Origin of the sequence: Streptomyces sp. DG2A-72 (genome assembly GCF_030499575.1) — a bacterium.
GTDB lineage: Bacteria > Actinomycetota > Actinomycetes > Streptomycetales > Streptomycetaceae > Streptomyces.
This window is the reverse complement of record NZ_JASTLC010000001.1, coordinates 2,093,528-2,115,219: the sequence shown is the minus strand read 5'-3', so window position 1 is coordinate 2,115,219 and position 21,692 is coordinate 2,093,528. Positions and strand designations below refer to the sequence as shown.

10 protein-coding genes are annotated in these 21,692 nt (G+C 69.0%); 6 read left to right on the top strand and 4 right to left on the bottom strand.

The annotated features are described in order from the left end of the window. Positions 1-34: 34 nt before the first annotated feature. Positions 35-1,438, bottom strand: coding sequence for a metallopeptidase TldD-related protein (locus QQY66_RS10115; protein WP_301978797.1), 1,404 nt, complete (start codon positions 1,436-1,438; stop codon positions 35-37). After that, a complete protein-coding gene (locus tag QQY66_RS10110; RefSeq protein WP_301978796.1) occupies positions 1,435-2,958 on the bottom strand; it encodes a TldD/PmbA family protein in 1,524 nt (507 codons plus the stop codon). The genes QQY66_RS10115 and QQY66_RS10110 overlap by 4 nt, the downstream gene beginning before the upstream one ends. 251 nt (positions 2,959-3,209) lie before the next feature. Here QQY66_RS10110 and QQY66_RS10105 point away from each other — a divergent pair, with 251 nt between their 5' ends. From QQY66_RS10105 to QQY66_RS10095, 3 genes are read left to right on the top strand one after another with little or no spacing between them, the layout of a single operon-like run. Continuing rightward, entirely contained in the window at positions 3,210-8,489 is a 5,280-nt protein-coding gene (locus tag QQY66_RS10105) for a DEAD/DEAH box helicase (RefSeq protein ID WP_301978795.1), read from the top strand. After that, positions 8,486-11,617: a helicase-related protein gene (locus QQY66_RS10100; protein WP_301978794.1), complete on the top strand. Its 3,132-nt coding sequence runs from the start codon at positions 8,486-8,488 to the stop codon at positions 11,615-11,617. Before QQY66_RS10105 ends, QQY66_RS10100 begins: the two co-directional genes overlap by 4 nt. Next, positions 11,614-16,080, top strand: a complete 4,467-nt coding sequence (locus QQY66_RS10095; protein WP_301978793.1) for an N-6 DNA methylase — start codon at positions 11,614-11,616, stop codon at positions 16,078-16,080. Before QQY66_RS10100 ends, QQY66_RS10095 begins: the two co-directional genes overlap by 4 nt. Positions 16,081-16,142: 62 nt before the next feature. Here the strand turns inward: QQY66_RS10095 and QQY66_RS10090 are convergent, their stop codons facing one another. After that, positions 16,143-16,367 carry a DUF397 domain-containing protein gene (locus QQY66_RS10090; RefSeq protein ID WP_301978792.1) on the bottom strand — a complete coding sequence of 75 codons (225 nt, stop codon included), beginning with the start codon at positions 16,365-16,367 and terminating at the stop codon, positions 16,143-16,145. After that, positions 16,364-17,233, bottom strand: a complete 870-nt coding sequence (locus QQY66_RS10085) for a helix-turn-helix transcriptional regulator (protein WP_301987257.1) — start codon at positions 17,231-17,233, stop codon at positions 16,364-16,366. The genes QQY66_RS10090 and QQY66_RS10085 overlap by 4 nt, the downstream gene beginning before the upstream one ends. Before the next feature lie 195 nt (positions 17,234-17,428). Between QQY66_RS10085 and QQY66_RS10080 the strand changes: the two genes are divergently transcribed. The 3 genes from QQY66_RS10080 (at position 17,429) to QQY66_RS10070 (ending at position 21,657) form a co-directional block, all read left to right on the top strand. Continuing rightward, positions 17,429-17,956, top strand: a complete 528-nt coding sequence (locus QQY66_RS10080) for an ATP-binding protein (RefSeq protein ID WP_301978791.1) — start codon at positions 17,429-17,431, stop codon at positions 17,954-17,956. Between the two features lie 165 nt (positions 17,957-18,121). After that, positions 18,122-20,389, top strand: a complete 2,268-nt coding sequence (locus QQY66_RS10075; RefSeq protein WP_301978790.1) for an AAA family ATPase — start codon at positions 18,122-18,124, stop codon at positions 20,387-20,389. Further along, entirely contained in the window at positions 20,386-21,657 is a 1,272-nt protein-coding gene (locus tag QQY66_RS10070) for an McrC family protein (RefSeq protein ID WP_301978789.1), read from the top strand. Before QQY66_RS10075 ends, QQY66_RS10070 begins: the two co-directional genes overlap by 4 nt. Positions 21,658-21,692: the final 35 nt, after the last annotated feature.

The following is a 21,692-nucleotide window of genomic DNA, read 5'->3' as shown; positions in this document are numbered from 1 at the left end:
CTTGTCGGCAGTCGAGTGACGGCCGACTACGAGGTTATACGCCCTGACTGACAGAGCTCATATTGAAGTCCGGCACCCTCAGCGCGGGCATGGCAGCCCTAGTGAACCAGTCGCTCCATTCCCTCGGCAGCGTCTTTTCCGTGCGCCCCGCCTCGGCCGCCCGCCCCAGCAGATCCACCGGCGACTCGTTGAACCGGAAGTTGTTGACCTCGCCGGTCACCTCGCCGTTCTCGACGAGGTAGACGCCGTCCCGGGTCAGGCCGGTGAGCAGCAGCGTGGCCGGGTCGACCTCGCGGATGTACCAGAGGCAGGTCAGCAGCAGGCAGGGCCCACGATGGTCCGTGCTCGCGACCATGTCCTCCAGGGACCGGTCCGTGCCGCCGTCCAGGATGATGTTGTCGATCGCGGGCGCCACCGGCAGTCCGGTCAGCCCCGCGCTGTGCCGGCTGGTCATGAGGTGCCCCAGCTCACCGGCGCGCACCCACTCGGTCGGCTTCAGCGGCAGCCCGTTGTCGAAGACCGACTGGTCGCCGCCGGAGGAGTGCGCGATCACGAAGGGCGCGGACTCCAGGCCCGGCTCGTTCGGGTCGCTGCGCAGGGTCAGCGGCAGCTCGGTGAGCTTGTCGCCGACGCGGGTGCCGCCGCCGGGCTTGGAGAACACCGTGCGGCCCTCGGTGGCGTCCCGCCCCGACGCCGACCACATCTGGTAGATCAGCAGGTCGGCGACGGCGGTCGGCGGCAGCAGCGTCTCGTACCGGCCCGCGGGCAGCTCGATCCGCCGTTCCGCCCAGCCGAGCCGTACGGCCAGCTCGGCGTCCAGCGCCGCCGGGTCGACGTCCTTGAAGTCCCGGGTCGACCGCCCCGCCCACGCCGAGCGCGTACGGTCGGGCGACTTGGCGTTCAGCTCCAGCGTCCCGTTGGGCTGGTCATGACGGAGCCGCAGACCGGTGGACGTACCCATGTACGTCGACACCAGCTCGTGGTTGGCGAAGCCGTACAGCTCGCGGCCACCCGCACGCGCGCGTGCGAACGCCTCACCGAGCGCCGGGGCGAAGTCGGCGAACACGGTGGACGACGTCTCGGCCGGGGCGTCCGTGAAGTCCTCGGACGCCGGTACGTCCGTGACCAGGGGCTGCGCGTCCTCGGCGGGCCCGGCGCCGCGTGCGGCGGCCTCGGCGGCGCGTACCAGCGGCTCCAGCTCGTCGATGGTCACCGCGGAGCGTGAGACGACGCCGGAAGCGGTGCCCTCCTTGCCGTCGACGGTGGCGATGACCGTGAGCGTGCGCCCGCGCGTGACACCGTTCGTGGTGAGCGCGTTGCCCGCCCAGCGCAGATTGGCGGTCGACTGCTCATCGGCGATCACGACGCAGCCGTCGGCCCGGGACAGCTCCAGCGCCCGCTCGACAACCTCGTGCGGCTTGCTCGTACGCGCGCTCATCGACCGGCCTCCTGCGTGGTGTTCAGAATGTTGACGCTCTTGAAGAGGGCAGACGGGCAGCCGTGCGACACGGCCGCGACCTGGCCCGGCTGGGCCTTGCCGCAGTTGAAGGCGCCGCCCAGGACATAGGTCTGCGGACCGCCGACCGCCGCCATGGAGCCCCAGAAGTCGGTGGTCGTCGCCTGGTAGGCCACGTCCCGCAGCTGACCGGCCAGCCGCCCGTTCTCGATCTTGAAGAACCGCTGGCCGGTGAACTGGAAGTTGTAGCGCTGCATGTCGATCGACCAGGACCGGTCGCCGACCACATAGATGCCGCGGTCCACGCCCCCGATCAGATCCTCCGTGGACAGCCCGGCGGGGTCGGGCCGCAGGGACACGTTGGCCATGCGCTGCACGGGCACATGGCCGGGGGAGTCGGCGAACGCGCACCCGTTGGACCGCTCGAACCCGGTCAGCTTCGCGATCCGCCGGTCCAGCTGATAGCCGACGAGCGTGCCGTCCTTCACCAGGTCCCAGGACTGTCCCTCGACGCCTTCGTCGTCGTATCCGATGGTCGCAAGGCCGTGCTCGGCGGTGCGGTCACCGGTGACGTTCATCAGCTCGGAGCCGTACTTCAGCTTGCCGAGCTGGTCGAAGGTGGCGAAGGAGGTGCCGGCGTAGGCGGCCTCGTAGCCGAGGGCGCGGTCCAGCTCGGTGGCGTGGCCGATGGACTCGTGGATGGTCAGCCACAGGTTGGAGGGGGCGACGACGAGGTCGTACGGCCCCGGCTCGACCGTGGGGGCGCGCATCTTCTCGGCGAGCAGCTCGGGGATCCGGGCGAGTTCGTCGTCCCAGTCCCAGCCGGTGCCCGTCGCATACTCCCAGCCACGGCCGACGGGCGGCGCGATGGTGCGCATCGAGTCGAACTCGCCGCTCGACGCGTCCACCGACACGGCCGTCAGCTGCGGATGCAGCCGCACTCGCTGCTGTGTCGTCACGGTCCCCGCGGTGTCGGCGTAGAACTTGTTCTCGTGGACGGTGAGCAGCGACGCGTCGACGTGATCGACCCCGTCCGCCGCCAGCAGCCGGCCGCTCCAGTCCGCCAGCAGCCCGGTCTTCTCCTCGTCGGGCACGGTGAACGGATCGATCGCGTACGACGAGATCCACGTCTTCTCGGCATGCACGGGCTCGTCGGCGAGTTCGACACGCTCGTCCGACCCGGCCGCCCGGATCACCTGCGCGGACAGCTTGGCCATCGCCACCGCCTGCGAGGCGACCTTGGCGGCGGCGTCGAGCGTCAGATCCACGCCGGACGCGAATCCCCACGTCCCGCCGTGCACGACCCGCACCGCGTACCCGAGGTCGGTGGTGTCCGACGATCCGGCGGGCTTGCCGTCCCGCAGGCGCCAGGACGCGCTGCGCACCCGCTCGAACCGGAAGTCCGCGTGCTCGGCGCCCAGGGCACGCGCGCGTGCGAGGGCGGCGTCGGCCAGGGCGCGCAAGGGCAGCGCCAGGAATGACTGATCGACCTCGTGAGCCACGAGCGGCCTCCCCTTGTCACTGTCAGCGAGATGTATTCGTCTCGCAGTGAATCATGCAGCGCTGACACTCTGGATTCCAACGGATTCACGCCGAGCAGAACACCGCATGAGGCAGCAGTGTCGCCAGTGGCCAGTAAGGTGAAGGACTGGAGCCCACGGGGGGAATGGGCCCTCCTCCCGTCTTGTTTCCGCTGCCCGCCAGATGGTGCAGCGGTAGCCGCGCCCGAAGCGCAAGGGAGATCGGTAAGAGCATGGACGTGTTCGGAGCGCATCGGCAGCTCATCAAGGACTACGACGACTTCACGACCTCCTTGGTATGGGTGCGGGATCCGGCCATCAGGAACCATCTCGACGAGGAGCGCAGGGACAAGACCCGTTGGCCCGATCCCTGGATCTCCCTCAACCCGAACTTCCGAAGCGGCGGAACGGTCGACGGGCTCGTCGACGACAACGTGTTGCACCGCGACTGCAGGGACTACTACTTCCGTGAGAAGCGGGACCCGGAGGACGCGGGCAACCGTACGCTCACCCTCTACCACCACCAGCGCAAGGCGATCGAGGCGGCCAGGTCGCGTGAGTCGTACGTCCTGACGACCGGTACGGGATCAGGTAAGAGCCTCTCTTACCTCATTCCCATCGTCGACTCGGTATTGCGAGAGCCCAACCTCGACGGCATTTCCGCGATCGTTGTCTATCCGATGAACGCGCTTGCCAACAGTCAGAGGAACGAGCTGGAGCGCTATCTGCGTTGGGGGGTTCCCCCGGAGCAGCACGGCGCGGTCACGTTCGACCGGTACACGGGGCAGGAGCGCAAGGATCAGAAGAGGTCCGTGCTGAGCCGTAAGCCGGACATCCTGCTCACCAACTACATGATGCTTGAGTACCTGCTCACCCGCCCTGAGGAACGGCAGAAGCTGATCGAGGCGGCGAAGGGTCTGCGCTTCCTCGTCCTGGACGAACTCCACACCTACCGGGGGCGCCAGGGCGCCGATGTCGCTCTTCTCGTGCGAAGACTGCGTGATGCCTGTGAGGCCCCCGGCCTTCAGTGCGTGGGAACCTCGGCGACCATGGCCACCGCCGAGACGTTCGCCGAGACGCGTCAGACGGTGTCCGAGGTCGCCAGCCGCCTGTTCGGTACGCCAGTGCGGCCGGACCGGGTGATCGGGGAGAGCCTGCAACGCGCGACCGACCCCGGTCGTCGGCCACTGCCCGACAGCGAGCTACGTGCGGCGCTTGCCGCAGCCGTACGACGTGCCGCGACCGATTCCGCCGAGCTGCCCGACACGTACCTCCCGCTTAGCCAGGATCCGCTCGCCGTCTGGATCGAGGACACCTTCGGACTCGACAAGGAGGCGGGCACCGGACGTCTCAAGCGCCGCCGCCCCACCACCATTCCGGCGGCGGCGGTCGACCTCCGCAAGGAGTGCGACGAGGATGAGACCGCCTGTGCCCGCGCGATCGAAACCATGCTGGAGGCGGGGGCACGCACCAAGGACCGGGCCGGCCGACCGCTGTTCGCGTTCCGCCTGCACCAGTTCCTGTCCAAGGGCGACACGGTCTACGCCAGTCTCGAACCGTCGGATGCCCGGCACCTGACCAGCCAGTACCAGGTCAGAGTGCCCGGCAACCCGGCGTGGCCGCTGGTCCCGCTCGCCTTCTGCCGCGAGTGCGGCCACGACTTCCCGGTCGTCACGGTCGAGGGAGGCCCCCGGACCGGGCGGTACGTCGCTCGCCAGGATCCCGACGCCCCCGCCGAGCCGGGTGACGGCTACTTGTACGTCGACCAGGAGCGGCCCTGGCCCGACACTCTGGAAGAGGTCTTGGAGCGGCTTCCGGCCAGTTGGGTCGAGACCGACGACAACGGACAGCGCGTCGTCGTCCAGCGCCGTTCAGGTGATCTGCCCCAGGAGGTGTGGATAGGGCCCGACGGTGTGACCACCGAGCCGGGGGCTGGCCTGCGTGCCTGGTGGATCGCCGCCCCCTTCCGCTTCTGCCCGCGCTGCCGGGTCAGTTACGAGCAGCTGCGCGTACGGGACTTCGCCAAGCTGGCCACCTTCTCGGCCGAGGGCCGCAGCTCCGCCGTGTCGTTGGTGAGTGCCAGTGTCGTACGTTCCCTGCGCCGACAGCCCGAACTCAAGCCGCGCGCCCGCAAGTTGCTGACCTTCGTGGACAACCGCCAGGACGCCAGCCTCCAGGCCGGACACTTCAACGACTTCGCGCAGGTCACCCAGATCAGGGGCGCGCTGTACCGGGCGCTGCGCGAGGCAGGCCCGGCAGGCCTGCGGCACGACACCCTGCCCGAGGCCGTCGCGGAGGCGCTGGCCCTGCCGCTGACGGCTTTCGCGCAGAAGCCCGAAGTGAAGTACCGGCAGCTTGAGGACAGCCTGTCCGCGATGCGGTCGGCGCTGACGTATCGGCTCTATGCAGATCTGGAGCGGGGCTGGCGGCTGACCATGCCCAACCTTTCCCAGACAGGCCTGCTCCGCTTCGACTACACGTCCCTCGCGGAGATCGCCTCCGACGAGGAGGAGTGGCGGGGCACCCACTGGGCTCTTGAGGGCGACACCCCGGCCCATCGGGAGGAGATTGCTCGCACGCTCCTCGACGAACTGCGCCGTGCCCTGGCCGTCGACGAGAAGCGTCTCACCAAGCTCGGCCACGATCAGTTGGTGGCCGTCAGCGAGAAGCATCTGGCAGGCATCTGGGCGATCCCGGAGAACGATCCGCGCACTCCCTCCCGGGTGGCGTTCGCGGGCCCCGGACCCAAGGGCGCCCCGTCCGCGGACGCCGTCTACTTCGGTGCCCGAGGTGGTTACGGACGCTATCTCCGCAGGGCCGGAGCATTCGGGGCGCTGCCTCAGCTGGCAGGGAAGGAGATGTTGGTCGCCGACGCGGACGTGGTCATCCACCACCTGCTGGACGTGCTGACGAGGACCGGCCTGCTTACCGTCGTGGACGAGGGGCCGGACGGACGTCCCGCTCGCCAGCTGTGCGTCTCCTCCCTGATCTGGCAGCCGGGCGACGGAGAGAGCGCGGAGCCCGACCCCGTACGCAAGACCCTCGACCCGGAGATGACCGCGCGGGTCAATCCGTTCTTCCGCGATCTCTACCGCGAGACAGCCGCGGAACTCGGGGGTCTGGAAGCCCGGGAGCACACGGCCCAGGTCGAGTCCACGATGCGGCAGATCCGCGAGGACGCCTTCAGGGACGGCGATCTGCCGCTGCTCTACTGCTCGCCCACCATGGAACTGGGCGTCGACATCGCCGAGCTCAACGCCGTGGCGATGCGCAACGTCCCACCCACGCCTGCCAACTACGCGCAGCGCTCCGGCCGGGCCGGCCGTTCCGGCCAGCCCGCTCTGGTCACCACGTACTGCTCCACCGGCAGCGCCCACGACCAGTACTACTTCCGCCGTTCCGGACTCATGGTCTCCGGCAGCGTCGCCCCGCCGCGGATCGACCTCACCAACGAGGACCTGCTGCGCTCGCACGTCCAGGCTGTCTGGCTGGCGGAGACCCAGGCGCCTCTGGGCTCCTCAATGACCGAGATCATCGACATCAGGGCTATCGGGAAGCCCGGGGAGCCGCTGCCCCTGCCCCTCCACACGAAGCTGTCCACCGCCCTCGACAGCGAGACCGCGCGGCAGCGCGCCATCGCCCGCTGCACCGAGCTCCTCGCTCCTCTCGCGGACGATCTCGTCACCACCTCGTGGTGGTACGACGGCTGGGTCACCGACCGGGTCCGGGATACCCTGCGCCGCTTCGACGCCGCCTGCGACCGGTGGCGCCGGCTGTACCGCAGGGCCTTCGAGGAGCGCGCCGAACAGCACCGCCTCGCCGATGACACGTCCGGTAGCTCACGCGACCGTCGCCGTGCCCAGGCTCGCCGTGCCCAGGCCGAGAACCAGCTGAAGCTGCTGCGCAACGAGAGTTCCGACAACCACGAGGACTCGTTCTCCGACTTCTACACCTACCGCTACTTCGCCTCCGAGGGCTTCCTGCCCGGTTACTCGTTTCCCCGCCTACCCCTGGCCGCGTACGTTCCCGGGGAGCGCGGCGAGAGCCGGTACGGACAGAAGCGCGGGGCCTACATCCAGCGTCCCCGGTTCATCGCCATCGGCGAGTTCGGCCCCGGTGCCCTGATCTACCACGAGGGCCGCCGCTACACGGTGTCGAACGTCCAGGTACCGATCAGTGACAACCCCGGGCAGATCGCGACTATCGATGCCAAGGTCTGCCGGGCCTGCGGCTACTGGCACGAGCGTAGCGAGGGCCGCGACACCTGTGTGGGCTGTGGCGCCCCGCTCGTCCAGATCCTCAACCGCCTCATGCAGCTCACCACGGTGTACGCCGAGCCCCGTCGCCGTATCTCCTCCGACGAGGAGGAGCGCCTCAAGGAAGGGTTCGAGCTGCGCACGGCCTACCGCTTCCACCACGGCAGTCTGACGGCCGACATCAGACGACCCGCCCCCGACGGAACGGAACGGGCGGTCGCCGAGCTGACGTACGGAGACGCCGCCGTCCATGTGATCAACCTGGGCCGCCGCAAACGCAAGATCCGCAGCGATGTCGGATTCTGGCTGGACCCGGTCTCCGGTCGCTGGCTGAGTGAGGGAAAGGCCGCGGCCGAGCGCCCGGAGAGCTCCGCGGAGCAGGAGGCCCTGGCCACCTTCGAGAGCGCTCGCAGCACGTTCAAGGTCGTGCCCTACGTCCAGGACAGCAAGAACATCGCCGTACTGAGACTGGCCGCGCCGGTCGACCGCCATACCGCCGTCACCCTGCGCTACGCCCTGGAGCGCGGTATCGAGGCGTACTACCAACTGGAGGACGCCGAACTCAACAGCGAGGACCTCCCCGACCCCGACGGTCGGGCACGCATGCTCTTCGTCGAGGGAGCGGAGGGCGGCGCGGGCGTCCTGCGGTTGCTCCACGACGACGAGGACGCGCTGGGCGCCGTGGCCGAGCAGGCCCTGGAGATCATCCACGTCAAACCCGACGGCACGGACCTCGGCCAGGCCAAGGGAGCCCGGGAGCGCTGCGAGTTCGGCTGCTACGACTGCCTGCTCACCTACCACAACCAGCGCTTCCATCCCGACATCCGGCGGCTGTCCGCGGTCGACCTGCTCCGTGACCTCGCCGAGAGCCGCGCCGTCCAGCAGCAGCCGCAGGCCGCCAACCCCATACTGCACGCGGCCGATCTGGCAGCCCGGAGCCCGCATGACAGCGGTGGCGACTTCGTGCGGTGGCTGCGCGAGAACGGCTACCGGCTTCCCGACGCCACCAGCGAGGAGGTGGCCTCGGCGCGTGCGGTGCCGGACTTCGTCTACCGTCTGTCGGACGCGGACGTCGCGGTCTTCCTGGACCTTCCCGGTCACAGCGCTCCGAGCGACACGCGCGACACACGAGCCAGGACGCGGCTGGAGAACCGCAGCTGGCTGGTGATCGAAATCGGCAGTGACAGCGACAAGGAGTGGCACAGCACGGTGCGCGCACACCCGAACGTCTTCGGCCCGGGACGAGGCACCCGATGAGCCCCCGGCACACCCCCGGCTCCCTGGTGTCGGCCCGCGGCCGCGACTGGGTGGTGCTCCCGGGTACCACGGACGACTTCGTGATCGCCCGTCCGCTCGACGGGGACAGCGAGTTCGACACCATGCTGTTCCCCGACGAGACGGCCGACCCCGGCTTCGCCGCGCCGAGTCTGCCGCCGCTTCCGGACCCCGACGAGGCCGCCGGGGACCTGTTCCCCGGCGGGGAGGACATCGGGGACTTCGCGTCCGCGTCCCTCCTGCGCACCGCGCTGCGGATCACCGCCACGTCCAGCGCGGGCCCTTTCCGCTGCCTGTCCGGAATCGCCGTACAGCCACGCCAGTATCAGCTGGTGCCACTCATGGTGGCCCTACGCATGGACACCGTACGGCTGCTGATCGGCGACGACGTCGGCATCGGCAAGACCGTCGAAGCCGCCCTGATCGCCAGGGAACTCCTGGAACAGGGCTCGGCTGTCAAACTGTCCGTCCTGTGTTCCCCCGCGCTGGCCGAGCAGTGGCAGCGCGAACTCCACGACAAGTTCGGCCTCGATGCGGAACTCGTCCTGCCGTCCACCGCCGCCCGCCTCGAACGAGGCATCATCGACCCCGACCAGACGATCTTCGATCGCTACCCGTACACGATCGTCTCCACCGACTTCATCAAGCAGCGTGAGCGCCGCGACGCCTTCCTGCGTACCTGCCCCGATTTGCTCATCGTCGACGAAGCTCACACATGCATCGGCGCGGGCGCCGGCCGTCAGCAGCGCTACGAACTCCTCAAGGGACTCGCGGAAGATCCCGGACGTCACCTGCTCCTGGTCACCGCTACCCCGCACAGCGGCGACAGCGACGCCTTCGCCAAGCTCACCGGACTGCTCGACCCGAAGCTCGCCGCCCTCGACCCGACGATCCCCGCACACCGCGACCGCCTCGCCCGCCACCTGGTCCAGCGCAGGCGCCGCGACATCAAGTCCTTCCTCGGCGAGGACACTCCGTTCCCCGGCGACCGGCTGCTCCGCGAGGTTCCCTACCGCCTGGACTCGGCGTACGCGGAATTCGTGGCCGACGTCATCGGCTACGCCCGCGAACAAGTGCGTCACACCGATGGCGAGTTGCGCAACCGCATGAGCTGGTGGTCGGTGCTGGCCCTGCTGCGCTGCGTGCTGTCCTCCCCGGACGCCGCCGAGGCCACCCTCACCACCCGGGCGGCGGTCAGCGCGGCCCGCACCCCGCAGGAGGCCGACCGGCTCGGCCGCGAGTCCGTGCTGGAGACCACCGACGAGGAGGCCGTGGAGGGCCTGGACGCGGTACCGGGTGCGGTCCTCGCACCGGAGGATGGCTTGGCCACCGCGGAAGCGAACGGACCGGAAACACCGGTCGGGCAGGGTGAGCCCGGGACGGTCGCTCCCGACGGCACGTCAGGCGAGTCGACCACGGCGGGCCAGGACAAGCGCCGCCCCGTGGACCCGCATCTCAAGGCGTTCGCCAAGCGCGCCGTGGCCCTCGCGGGCCCCGAGCACGACGCCAAGCTGCGCCTCCTCGTCGACGAGGTCACCGCCCTCATCGACGAAGGCCACGACCCCATCGTGTTCTGCCGGTACATTCCCACCGCCCGCTACGTCCGCTGGTATCTGGCGGAGGCACTCGAACGCCGTGTCCACGTCGAGGCGGTCACCGGTGATCTCCCGCCGGAGGCCCGCGAGAAGCGCATCGCCGAGCTCGCCGCCCGCTCCGGCCGCCAAGTGCTGGTCGCCACCGACTGCCTCTCCGAGGGAGTCAACCTCCAGGAGCGGTTCAGCGCAGTCCTCCACTACGACCTGTCCTGGAACCCCACGCGCCACGAGCAGCGCGAGGGCCGGGTCGACCGGTTCGGCCAGCGCAGCGAGAACGTGAAGGCCGTCACCCTGTACGAGACGGACACCGGCATCGACGGAATCGTCCTGGAAGTACTGATCCGCAAGCACCAGGACATCGCCCGCCAGACCGGCGTCGCCCTCCCCGTTCCCGACGCGGGCGAAGGTGTCCTGCAGGCGCTCACCCGCAGCCTGCTGCTGCGCGGCCGTCCCGAGGCGGTGGCCCCCGACCAGCTGGCCTTGGACTTCGGCACCGACGAGGAACTGGGCCGGGCCCGTGACGCACTGCACCGCGAATGGGAGAGCGCCGCAGACCGCGAGTCCAAGGTGCCCACCAAGTTCGCCCACTCCGCCCTGCGCCCCCAGGACGTCGAGAACGAGATCCGCGCCCTGCGCCAGGTCCTGGGCGAACCCCGCGACATCGCCGTCTTCACACGGGAGTCTCTGGCGGCCCTGCGCGCCCCCGTCCGCACGGACACCCGAGGGGCCGGATTCACCGTCCAGGCGGGCCCGCTGCCCCCGGGACTACGGCACTCTCTCGGCATCTACGACACCGACGACCAGGCCACCGCTGCCGCGGGCACCGGACGCGCCGCCGCCCGCACGGCCGCCAGGGGGCGGGCCCGCGCTGCCGGCAGTCCCCGCGAGCTGGTCTTCCGAGAGGACCTGCCCGTTCCCAAGGGCGAACAGGCCCTGGTCCGCACCGACCCGGCGGTCCGTGCCATCGCCCGGTACGTGCTGGACTCAGCGCTCGATCCGGCCATCCGCGACCAGGACCGCCCCGCCCGCCGTCTCGGCGTCGTACGCAGCAAGGCCGTCGACATCTACACCGTGCTGCTGCTCGCCCGCTACCGGTTCAAGCTCAGCCTGCCCCTGAAGAACTCCCCGCGTCCCAAGGAACTCGTCGCCGAGGACGCCCGTGTCCTCGCCTGGCGCCCGGACGACGAGGGCGGCCTCGAATGGCTGGACGACGAGGAGACCGCCACCCTGCTCGCCGCCACTCCTGACGGGAACGTCATGCCCGAACTGCGGCACCGCACCATAAGGCGCGCCCTCGGCGAACTCGAACTCCCCGAAGTACGCGACCACTTGCTGCACCACGGCCAGGAGCTGGCGGATCAGCTCGCCGCCGCCCATCTGCGCGTCCGCGAGGCCGCGGGCGAACGCGGCCGTGCCCTGGGCGCCGCGGCGGCCCGCCGCATCACCGTGACGCCCGCGGGCCCCGTCGACCGCCTCGGCGTCTACGTGTTCGTACCTGCCGGAGGAGCCCGGTGACCGTCTTCACCCCTGAACTGCCGGCCACGGTCTCCGCCTCCTCGGCCGTACGCGTCGAGGGTCGGCTCCTCACCGCCGACCTGCTCGGCAGACTCGCCGCCGGAGACCGCGAACTGCCCGGCTGCGCCCCCGCCGACTACGGCCTCTACCGCGGCGAACGCATCGGCGACGCCGCCGGCCGGGCCTGGGCCGCCCTCACCGGCGCCTACCGCGTCTTCCGCGACGACCTCGCCAGGCCCCCCGAGACAAGCACGGCCACCACCCTGACCCGCAAGGCGTGGCTGCTGCGGCTGTTCACCGAGCTCGGCTACGGACGGCTCAGCGGCGCGGGCGTGACGGTCAAGATCCCCGGCCGGGACGAGACCTGCCGCGCCAGCCACCGCTGGCAGGACCACCTGCCGGTCCATCTGCTGGCCTGGGGCACCCCCCTGGACGGCAGAGTCGGCAACCGGCGCGCCCCCCAGTCCGTGCTCCAGGAACTGCTGAACGTCTCGGGCGAGCATGTGTGGGGCCTGCTCTCCAACGGCCAGGTGCTGCGCGTCCTGCGCGACTCCACCGCCCTGGTCGGCTCTGCGTACGTCGAGTTCGACCTGGAAGCGATCTTCGACGGTCAGCAGTACTCCGACTTCGTGCTGCTCTACTCGCTCCTGCACGCCTCCCGCTTCGAGCTGGTCGCCAAGCCGGAGAAGAAGCGCCGCGGCCGTCGCGCGCAGACACCGCAGGCGGCCGGGGCTGCCCCGGACAGCGAGTCCGAGTACGCCGAGGAGGGGCAGCCGGAAGGGGGAGACCAGCCTGCCCAGGCGGAGCTCGGGGACGAGGACACGGTCCCCGACTCCGACGCCCCCGCCCTCACAGCCGCCGACTGCCGCATCGAATGGCTGCGCACCTACGCCATCGAGACCGGCCTGCGCGCCCGGGACAACCTCCGCGACCAAGTCGCCGAGGCCATCGGCGTCCTCGGCACCGGCTTCCTCGCGGCCAATCCCGAGCTGCATAGCGCAGTCTCCGGCAGGGGGCGCAGAGGCCTTGAAGCCCTTGAGGAGTTGCACCACGAACTGCTCCGCCTCGCCTACCAGTTGGTGTTCCTCTTCGTCGCGGAGGACCGGGGCATCCTGCTCGATCGGAGCGACTCGCCCGAGACGCAGGACGCCCGCGACCGGTACGCGCGCTACTTCTCCACCCGGCGCCTGCGCCGTATCGCCTTCCGGCGTCCCGGCGACCGCAACACCGACCTCTGGCGCGCCCTCGCCATGGTCCTCGACGCCCTCGGCACCGACGGCGGCGCGCCCCAGCTCGCCCTGCCCGAACTCGGCGGGCTGTACTTCCGTGCCAAGGAGGACTCGGCCGCCGCCACCCTGCTGGGCAGGGCCGAGCCGTTGCGCGCCGCTGAACTCCCCAACGAGCATCTGCTGGAGGCCGTACGGCTGCTGGCCCGGGTACGCGACGAGGGCGGGCGCTGGCAGCGCGTCGACTACCGGCACCTGGGAGCCGACGAGCTCGGCAGCGTCTACGAGTCCCTCCTCGAACTCCGCCCCCGCCGAGACCCCGCCACCGGCCGCTTCCGGCTCCAGACCCTCGCGGGCAACAAACGCAAGACGACTGGCGCCTACTACACCCCGACCGTCCTCATCGAAAAGCTCCTGGACCAGGCTCTCGACCCGGTCATCGAGCGGCACGCGGTGAGTGGCAACCCCCGCGAGCTACTGAAGATCAACCTGGTGGATCCGGCTTGCGGTTCCGGGCATGTCCTGGTCGCCGCAGCCCGCCGCATAGCGCTCCGGTACGCCGAACTCGATACGAGGGAGCCGGAGCCGGCCCCGGAGAAGGTACGGGCGGCGATGGCCGACGTCGTACGCCACTGCGTCCACGGTGTCGACATCAACCCCATGGCCGTGGAACTCGCCAAGGTCTCCCTGTGGCTGGAGTCCTTGGAGCCCGGCCAGCCGCTGGCCTATCTGGACGACCGCATCAAGGTCGGTAATGCGCTGTTGGGGACCACCCCCAAACTGATTGCGGAGGGAATCCCGGACGGGGCGTTCAAGAAGCTCGCCGGTGACAACTCCAAGATCCTCACCGCTCTGAAGGCCGCCAACAAGAAGGAACGCTCGGGCGGAAAGGGCACCCAGACGGCTATGGGTGCGGCTCTGGCACGTACGGGCACGGCGGAACTCCGCCTGGAGGCCGAGGCTCTGGCCAAGCTCCCGGACCGAACCCTGGCCAACGTGCGGGATCACGCGCGCGCCTACGAGGAGTACCTCGCCAAGTCACCGCACCTGCGTCGGCTCAAGCGCGTCGCGGACGCCTGGTGCGCGGCGTTCCTGTGGCCGAAGAGTGAGAAGGCTCCGGCGGCCGTCACCAGTTCGGTCCTTGAGCAGCTGGTGGATGGTGGGGACTTGGCGGAGGCGGTGGTGGTGACGGCGGAAGAGGAGGACGACGAGCGCAGGCTCTCCGGCGAGAAGCAACTCGACGAGATCGTCAGCCGTAACCGCTTCTTCCACTGGCACCTGGAGTTTCCCCGCGTCTTTCGCGTCGAGGACGACGAGGACGACGACCACAACCCCGACACGGGTTGGCAAGGCGGCTTCGACTGTGTGCTGGGCAACCCGCCGTGGGAGCGGGTCAAGATCCAGGAGAAGGAGTGGTTCGCGGCGCGAGGGGAGGACGAGATCGCGGACGCGTCCAACGCGAGCGAGCGGAAGAAGCTCATCGCCGGGCTGAAGGGGAGTGCGGAGCGCGGGGAGCGGGAGCTGTTCGAAGGCTTCCAGGTGGCGTTGCGGGAAGCGGCCGGTACGACGCTGATGCTCCGGAACTCGGGGATCTTTCCGTTGACCGGGCAGGGGGACGTCAATACGTACGCCGTATTCGCGGAGAAGGCGCGGATGCTGCTGGCTCCGGAGGGGATGTCGGGGCTGGTGCTGCCTACCGGGATCGCTACGGACAAGACGACGTCGGACTTCTTTGCGGATCTGGTGGATCGGCGGCAGTTGGTGACGGTGCTGGATATGGAGAACGAGGAAAAGCTCTTCCCAGATGTTCATCACTCGTACCGCTTTTGCTTGTTCACGGTCAGTGGCCCACGGCAGTGTCAGGAACTGGTCCGACTGGCCTTCCGCGCCCGGCGCCCTGACCAGCTAGACAGCCGTAGCTTCACCTTGAACAGGGCAGGGTTTCGGCGTATCAACCCGAACACCCGCACAGCGCCCGTGTGTGAAAGCCCCGACCATCTGCGAGTGCTGGAGGACATGCACAAGAGTGCGCCAGTGCTGTGGCTTCGAGGGGTGACGGAGGGAAATCCGTGGGCCCTGCGCTTGGTGAGGATGTTCCACATGGCCGACGACTCGAAGCTCTTCCGTTCGGCCGACGTATTGGCTGAAGAGGGCTGGGAGGCGAACGGGCAGGTCTTTTTCCGTGATGGTCGGCGTGCCCTGCCGCTCTATGAAGCGAAGCTGATCCACCAGCTCGACGCTCGTTTCAGTACCTACGCTGGAGCGACAGAGGCAGATCTCAAGCGGAACACGCTTCCACGTCTGACGGCTCAGCAACATGCCGATCCGTTGGTGACTCCTCAGCCGCGCCACTGGGTTGAGGAAGAACACGTTGACGACTGGATGAAGGCGGAACCTGGCAAACCTGAGACAGAGTGGCCGCACGATTGGATGTTGGGGTGGCGTGACATCTGTCGAGCGGTGGACGAGCGAACGGTGATCTCCACCGTCTTGCCGCGCACTGCAGCTGGCAACACGATGCCTCTGATACTGCCAACCCGCCCGGATCGCCCACTGCATGGGCTGCTGGCCAACCTCAGCACATTCGTCCTGGACTTTGCCGCTCGACAGAAGATGCAAGGAGTGCACCTCACTTACACCTACCTGGAGCAGCTCCCGATTCTGTCCCCCGACACCTACGCGCATCCGGTCGCATGGCTGGGTGGCCGTGCCCCCGAGCTCTGGATCCGTGACCGAGTCCTCGAACTCACCTACACCTCCTACGAGATGGCCCCCTTCGCCCGCCACCTCGGAGATGAGAACCCCCCGTTCGTCTGGAACGAGGACCGCCGCTTCGAGATCCGCGCCGAGTTGGATGCCGCGTACTTCCACCTCTACGGCATCCCAGATGCCGACATCGAACTCGTCCTGGACAGTTTCCGCGCGTTCCGGAACAAGTCGCCGGAACTCTTCGAGCGGACCAAGGACAGGATCCTCACCATCTACAGGGAGATGGAGAAGGCGGCCGAGTCCGGTGGCTCGTACACGAACTTGGCCATGACGCCGCCCCCCGGCAAGGGCCCCCGCCACGCGTCGGGCCGCAGTCCGCTCACCCGGCCAGAACGGACCACCCCCGAGCCCCCGCAGCCTCCCGAGCCGATCGGAGCGAGACCGCCGAGTGACGAACCGGACGCCGGGGGCGGCCTGTTCAGTGTCACCGAGCTGGGGGTCGACGAACAGCTCGGCTTCTGGTCCTGAGACACGCCGATGGCCGCCTCCCGTACTTCTCGGAGGCGGCCATCGGCGTGCGGCGCATCGGGTCAGAGTTCCCCGGAGATCACGCCCTCGCGGAACGCGGCCCACTCGGACGCGGTGTACCGCAAGGGCTCGACCTGGGGCCGCTTCGAGTCACGCACGGCTTTGCCGCCGCCGGGGAGGTCGGCGACTTCGACGCAGTTGCCCTCGCCGCCGCTGGCGGACGCCTTACACCAGACGGCTGCCGAGAGGTCGTGGGCGTACAGCTCCGCCTTGCGCTCGTCGTTCACTTACGTTGTCTCTCTTCCATCCGGGCGATCAGGGCCAACGAATCATCGGTCGGCAGGGCAGCGGCGACGATGCGTTCGAAGGCGTCGGCGAAAGTGCGTACTTCGCTGATGCCTTCAACGTAAGACGATCCGATGAGATTCTCCAGCAGCACGACGTCCGGCATGGGGCCGGGGAAGCCGACGAGGCTGAAGCCGCCCACACTTCCCGGGTGGGGAGTGGCGTCGAGCGGCATGACCTGAAGCGTCACGTTGGGCATCTCGGAGACGTCCAGCAGGCGTCGTAGCTGGTCGCGCGTAGTGTTGGGGCGCACGGCGAAACGCTGATGCAGGACGGCCTCGTGAATGACTGCCCACACCTTCAAGGGGTGCCCGGTCCGAGTGAGTACCGCCTGGCGGGCCTGGCGGACCTCCGCGAGGGCGGCGACTTCCTCGGGCGCGCGGGTGATGGCGTTGGCAGCAATGGTCTCGCGCGCGTACGCGGCGGTTTGCAAAAGGCCGGGGATCAGGAGCGGGGCGAACTCGTGGACGCTCTCGGCATCGGATTCCAACGAGATGTAGTCCGCGTAGCTGGGCGACACGATTCCGCTGTACGTCTGCCACCAGCCCTGCTTGCGGGCGTCCTTGGCCAGCCCTTCCAGAGCGTTGATCACCTCGGGGTCGTCGATGCCGTACGCCTTCAGTAGGGGCGACACCTCAGCGGGCCGGATGTGGGCGTTCGCCGTCTCGATCCGGGACAGCTTGGGGCCGATCCACCCCATGACCTCGGCTGCCGCGTCGAGTGTCAGCCCGGCGGCGTTCCGGTAGCGGCGGAGGGCTTCGCCGAGGCGTCGGCGTCGGACAGTAGGTACGGGGCGCACGTTTGGCATGTCGGGAGTCTTCCACTCGGCTGTTGTGCAAGTCGATAGAACAAACTGTCCAGCCATCAATTCAGGTGACAAACTTGCGAATCAAGTCGTTCGAGCTGCATGCTCGACCTCAAGGAGGCGCCGTTGAAGGCCACTTGCCCGCGCAGCGGCGGAACGCCCAACGCGCACCCGCGCACATCCCAGGCCGGAGGTCCCATGCCCGACCCCACCCAAACCCGCCTTCCCGCCCCCACCAACCATCGCGACCCCGACGAAGACCCGGACCCCCGACTCATCCACCCTCTCCCTCCGCCCGCCCCGGGCCTCTACGTCCGCCACCGCAACCAGGGCTTCGCCGCGCACCTCAGCGCGTCCGCCGACGCCTTTCGCCTCCTGCGCGGGCTGATCGTCAAGGTGCTGGCGGACTACGGCGCCGACACGGAGGCCGCCGAGACCGCCCAGTTGGTCGTCTCGGAGTTGGTCGGCAATTCGGTGCGGGCCTGCGGGGATCACGTACCGCTGGTGGTGGAGGTGTACGTGGCCAGCTTCGGGATTGCGGTCAACGTGCACGACCCGGACCCGCGCGTACTTCCGAGGCCGCGCGGGATCGCGCTGCACGACCCGGAGGCCGAGTCGGGGCGTGGGCTGGGGCTGCTGGACCTGCTTGCACCGGGGTGGCATGTGTGCCGGTCGCCGATCGGGAAGCAGATCCGGTGCCGGGTCCCGACGGGCTGCCCCGCCTGATCGGTCGAGCCTCCGCCGTAAGCGACTCGAACTGTTCCTGACCTGCGGCAACACACCTGGCCGGGGAATTGTCAGTGGTCGCCGATATCTTGTACGACACTGGCAGTTGATCTCGCGAGGCCGGTACGCCGGTACGGGGACAACAAGGGGACAAGGGGGGAGTCCATGACCACCGCATTCGATCTCACGGCGCGCGTGGTGCAGGTGGCCGCGCGGATCCTGGCGCGGCAGCCGGAAGGGCACGGTCTCGCGTTCCGGCAGGTCTGGGAGCTTGTCCAGGCGGAGGATCCCGATCTGGAAGCCGACTGGCACGCGGCCTTCCCCGAGGTGGAGACCGCGGTCGAGAAGCGGCTCCGTTACGAGAGCATCAACCTCGGCAAGGCCGGCTGGCTACGCAAGACCGGACGGCAATGGCGGCTCACGGGCCCCGGCCGTAAGGCGCTCGAAGAGTTCGACGCGGTGGATTTCCTCTTGCAAGCGCGGGAGTCCTACGGCTACTGGGACAGCGAGCGCGCGGCCTTCGAAGCCGTCGCGGAGACGCTCGCGGCGCTTCCCGACACCGGCAAGTGGATCCGGGTCACCGATCTGGCGGAGCACCACGGGCTGGACGTGGATTTCCTGCTCCCCTGGCTGCTGGGGCCCCGCCCCGAGGGATGGCACCTCGCCCTTGGGGCGGACGGGGAGGTTTCCGAGGAGCTGGGACTCTCTCCCGTGGAACTCGACGAGTGGCGCAACCTGCTCGTGAGGGACGGTGTCTACGACGAACCCGCGTCCAGCGCGAGCGCGGTGCGCGCACTGCTGGACCGGGCCCTCGAACCTTCGGAGATCAAGGACCTGGTTCCCGCGCGGGGCGACGTCGCCGTCGACGCGGAGCCGCCACGCCGGGCCTGGCTGGTCCGCGGCGACGACAGCCGGGGCAGCAGCCTGATCAACGGGCTTTGGCAGGAGAAAGGCATCTGTTCCGTGCCCGCCGACCGGTTGCCGACCCTCGATGAGGGTGCCGGCCCCGAGCGGGTACAGGAGGTCGTCGACGAGGCATACTCAAGCCTGAGCCAGAACCTGCGCGTACAGACCGCCACGGAGTTCCACACCTTCCTGTCCCGCATGCGGGAGGGCGACATCGTGGTCACCACCGACGGCAGCGACACCTACCTCGGCACGATCACCGGCCCCGCCCAGCAGATCTCCGGAGGCGGTGGCGCCACCCTCCAGCGCACCGTGAGCTGGAGCAACCTGGACGCTCCCTTCGACCTGTACCGGCATCTGCCCAGGGAGATGGAGGGCCCGCTCGGCAACCCCGATCTACGGCTGGTCGAACTGACCGAATTCACCGGGGACTTGGAGGTCCTGCTCGACGAGGAACCGGACCAGGCGCCCACGGAGGGCTCCGAGACGGCCGAGCTGCCCGATGCCACCCAGGAGCTCGCAGACGAGCTGACCATGGAAGACCCATTCTGGCTCCAGGAATGCGTGGAACTGCTCCGGGACCGGCCCCAGTTGATCTTCCACGGGCCGCCCGGCACCGGCAAGACCTACACGGCTCTCGCCCTGGCCCGACACCTCACCGCGGGGCGCGAAGCCAACTTCCGTCTGGTTCAGTTCCACCCGGCCTACTCCTACGAAGACTTCTTCGAAGGCTTCAGGCCGCGGGCCGTACGTGCCGCGCCCACCGACAGCACAGGCAAGCGTGACGGCCGAGGGCAGACCGACACCGGCTCCGGCATCGCCTTCGACCTCGTCGAAGGCCCTCTGAAGCGGCTGGCGAACGCCGCCCGCCGACGCCCCGCCGAGGTCTTCGTCCTGGTCATCGACGAGATCAACCGCGGCAATCTCGCGAAGGTGTTCGGTGAGCTCTACTTCCTCCTCGAATACCGCAAGGAGTTCGTCCACCTCCTCTACGGCTCGGACGAGGGACGCCGCTTCAGGCTCCCGCCCAACCTGGTGATCCTCGGCACCATGAACACCTCCGACCGCTCCATCGCCCTGATGGACGCGGCCATGCGCCGCCGCTTCTCCTTCATGGAACTCCACCCGAGCACCGACCCGACCGCTTCCATGCTGTCCCGCTGGCTGGAGAAGAAGGAGCTGTCCCAGGAGGCCGCGCTGCTACTCGACGCGCTGAACGAACGCATCGGCGAAAACCCCTCCGGCGACCGGGACTTCCGCATCGGGCCCTCGTACTTCATGCGGCCCGCCGTGCACACCGGCCCGGCGGCACTCGATCGGCTCTGGCGGACCCAGATCCTGCCCCTGCTCGCCGACTACCACTGGGGTGACGACATCGACATCAACGCCCAGTACGGCTTGGCCTCGCTGCGCGAAGAACTTCCCCCGATCCCGGAGCCGGTTCCGATTCCGAGTCAGGCACCGGCCGACCTCGCAGCCGCTTCCCCGGTTGCGGGCAATGACGAACCGACCCCGGCCGACGCATGACCACCCCACCCGCCCTCGCCCGGATCGACCTCGACGAGGGCGCGGGCTGGAGCACCTGGACCCTCACTCCAGGGCAGGCGCACGTCCTGACGGGGGAGCGTGCCTCGAAACTCGTCGACATCAAACCCGCGGGACGCCAGAAGAAGGGCACCAGGGATCGCTACGAGCTTCGAGCCAAAGCCATGGTCGGGGGAGTCAGGCTCGGCGGCGACGACTCCGCCGTACAGCTGCGCATCGCTCCCAAGATCCCTGTGGACCGGCTCCTCTATCTCCTGGCCTACGCCTCGGGACACGCCAAATGGTCGGACGAGCCGGTTGAAGCCGGGGCCCGCCACGAACTGCTGCCAGCGGTCGGCTATGCCTTCACCGAGGCCGCGGATCGCGCGCTGCGGCCCGGCGTACTGCTCGGCTACCGCGAGGTCGACGACACCCTTCCGATGCTGCGCGGCCGACTACGCGCCCCGGCCCAGCTGCGCCGCCGTCCCGGCCTCTCCCTGCCCCTGGAAGTCACCTACGACGACCACACACCCGACATCGGCGAGAATCGCCTCCTGCTCGGGGCCGCTCGCCGTCTGATCAGACTCCCAGGACTCGATCCCACTCTCAGAGCCAGGCTGCGCAGAATCGTTGCCCAGCTGGACGGAGTAACCGCGCCACGGCCGGGAGCGCCGCTGCCCGCTTGGACGGCGACCCGGCTCAACAGCCGCTACCAACGGGCCCTCGGCCTCGCCGAGCTGATCCTGCGCGGCGCGTCGTACGAACTCGACGACGGCCGCCGCGTCCTCGTCGATGGTCTGCTGCTGGAGATGTGGCGGGTGTTCGAGACGTTCCTTGCCACCGCCCTGGGCGAGGAACTCCAGCGCCGAGCCGGCGGCCGTGCTGAGCCCCGCGACCGGGACCACCACCTCGACCTGGGCAAGAAGGAACTGCTGAAGCCTGATCTCATCCACTATCTGCCACCCCCTGACGGGGGCCGCCGACTCGTCCCGGCAATCATCGTCGATGCCAAATACAAGGACGGTACGAAACGGCCCGACCTGTACCAGATGTTCGCCTACTGCGTACGCCTCGGGACCAGCGAAGGGCACCTCGTATCGGCCGCTGGGAACGAGAACGTCATGGAGGTGCCTGTGGCTGGCCAGGTGATCCGGCTGTACTGCCACGTGGTCGACCTCTCTCTGCCGTACCGGGAGTTGCGCGCCCGAATAGGGGAGCTGGCCGGCGTACTGCTCCGCATCCGGACGGAGTCGGCGGCTCCGACGCCGTGACTCCTGACAGCCTCCCTGGTGTTCGCTCACTCCGA

Coding starts and splice junctions, on each gene's coding strand:
- QQY66_RS10115 (WP_301978797.1), bottom strand. CDS start 1,438: ATGAGCGCGCGTACGAGCAAGCCGCACGAGGTTGTCGAGCGGGCGCTG.
- QQY66_RS10105 (WP_301978795.1), top strand. CDS start 3,210: ATGGACGTGTTCGGAGCGCATCGGCAGCTCATCAAGGACTACGACGAC.
- QQY66_RS10100 (WP_301978794.1), top strand. CDS start 8,486: ATGAGCCCCCGGCACACCCCCGGCTCCCTGGTGTCGGCCCGCGGCCGC.
- QQY66_RS10085 (WP_301987257.1), bottom strand. CDS start 17,233: ATGCCAAACGTGCGCCCCGTACCTACTGTCCGACGCCGACGCCTCGGC.
- QQY66_RS10080 (WP_301978791.1), top strand. CDS start 17,429: ATGCCCGACCCCACCCAAACCCGCCTTCCCGCCCCCACCAACCATCGC.
- QQY66_RS10075 (WP_301978790.1), top strand. CDS start 18,122: ATGACCACCGCATTCGATCTCACGGCGCGCGTGGTGCAGGTGGCCGCG.
- QQY66_RS10070 (WP_301978789.1), top strand. CDS start 20,386: ATGACCACCCCACCCGCCCTCGCCCGGATCGACCTCGACGAGGGCGCG.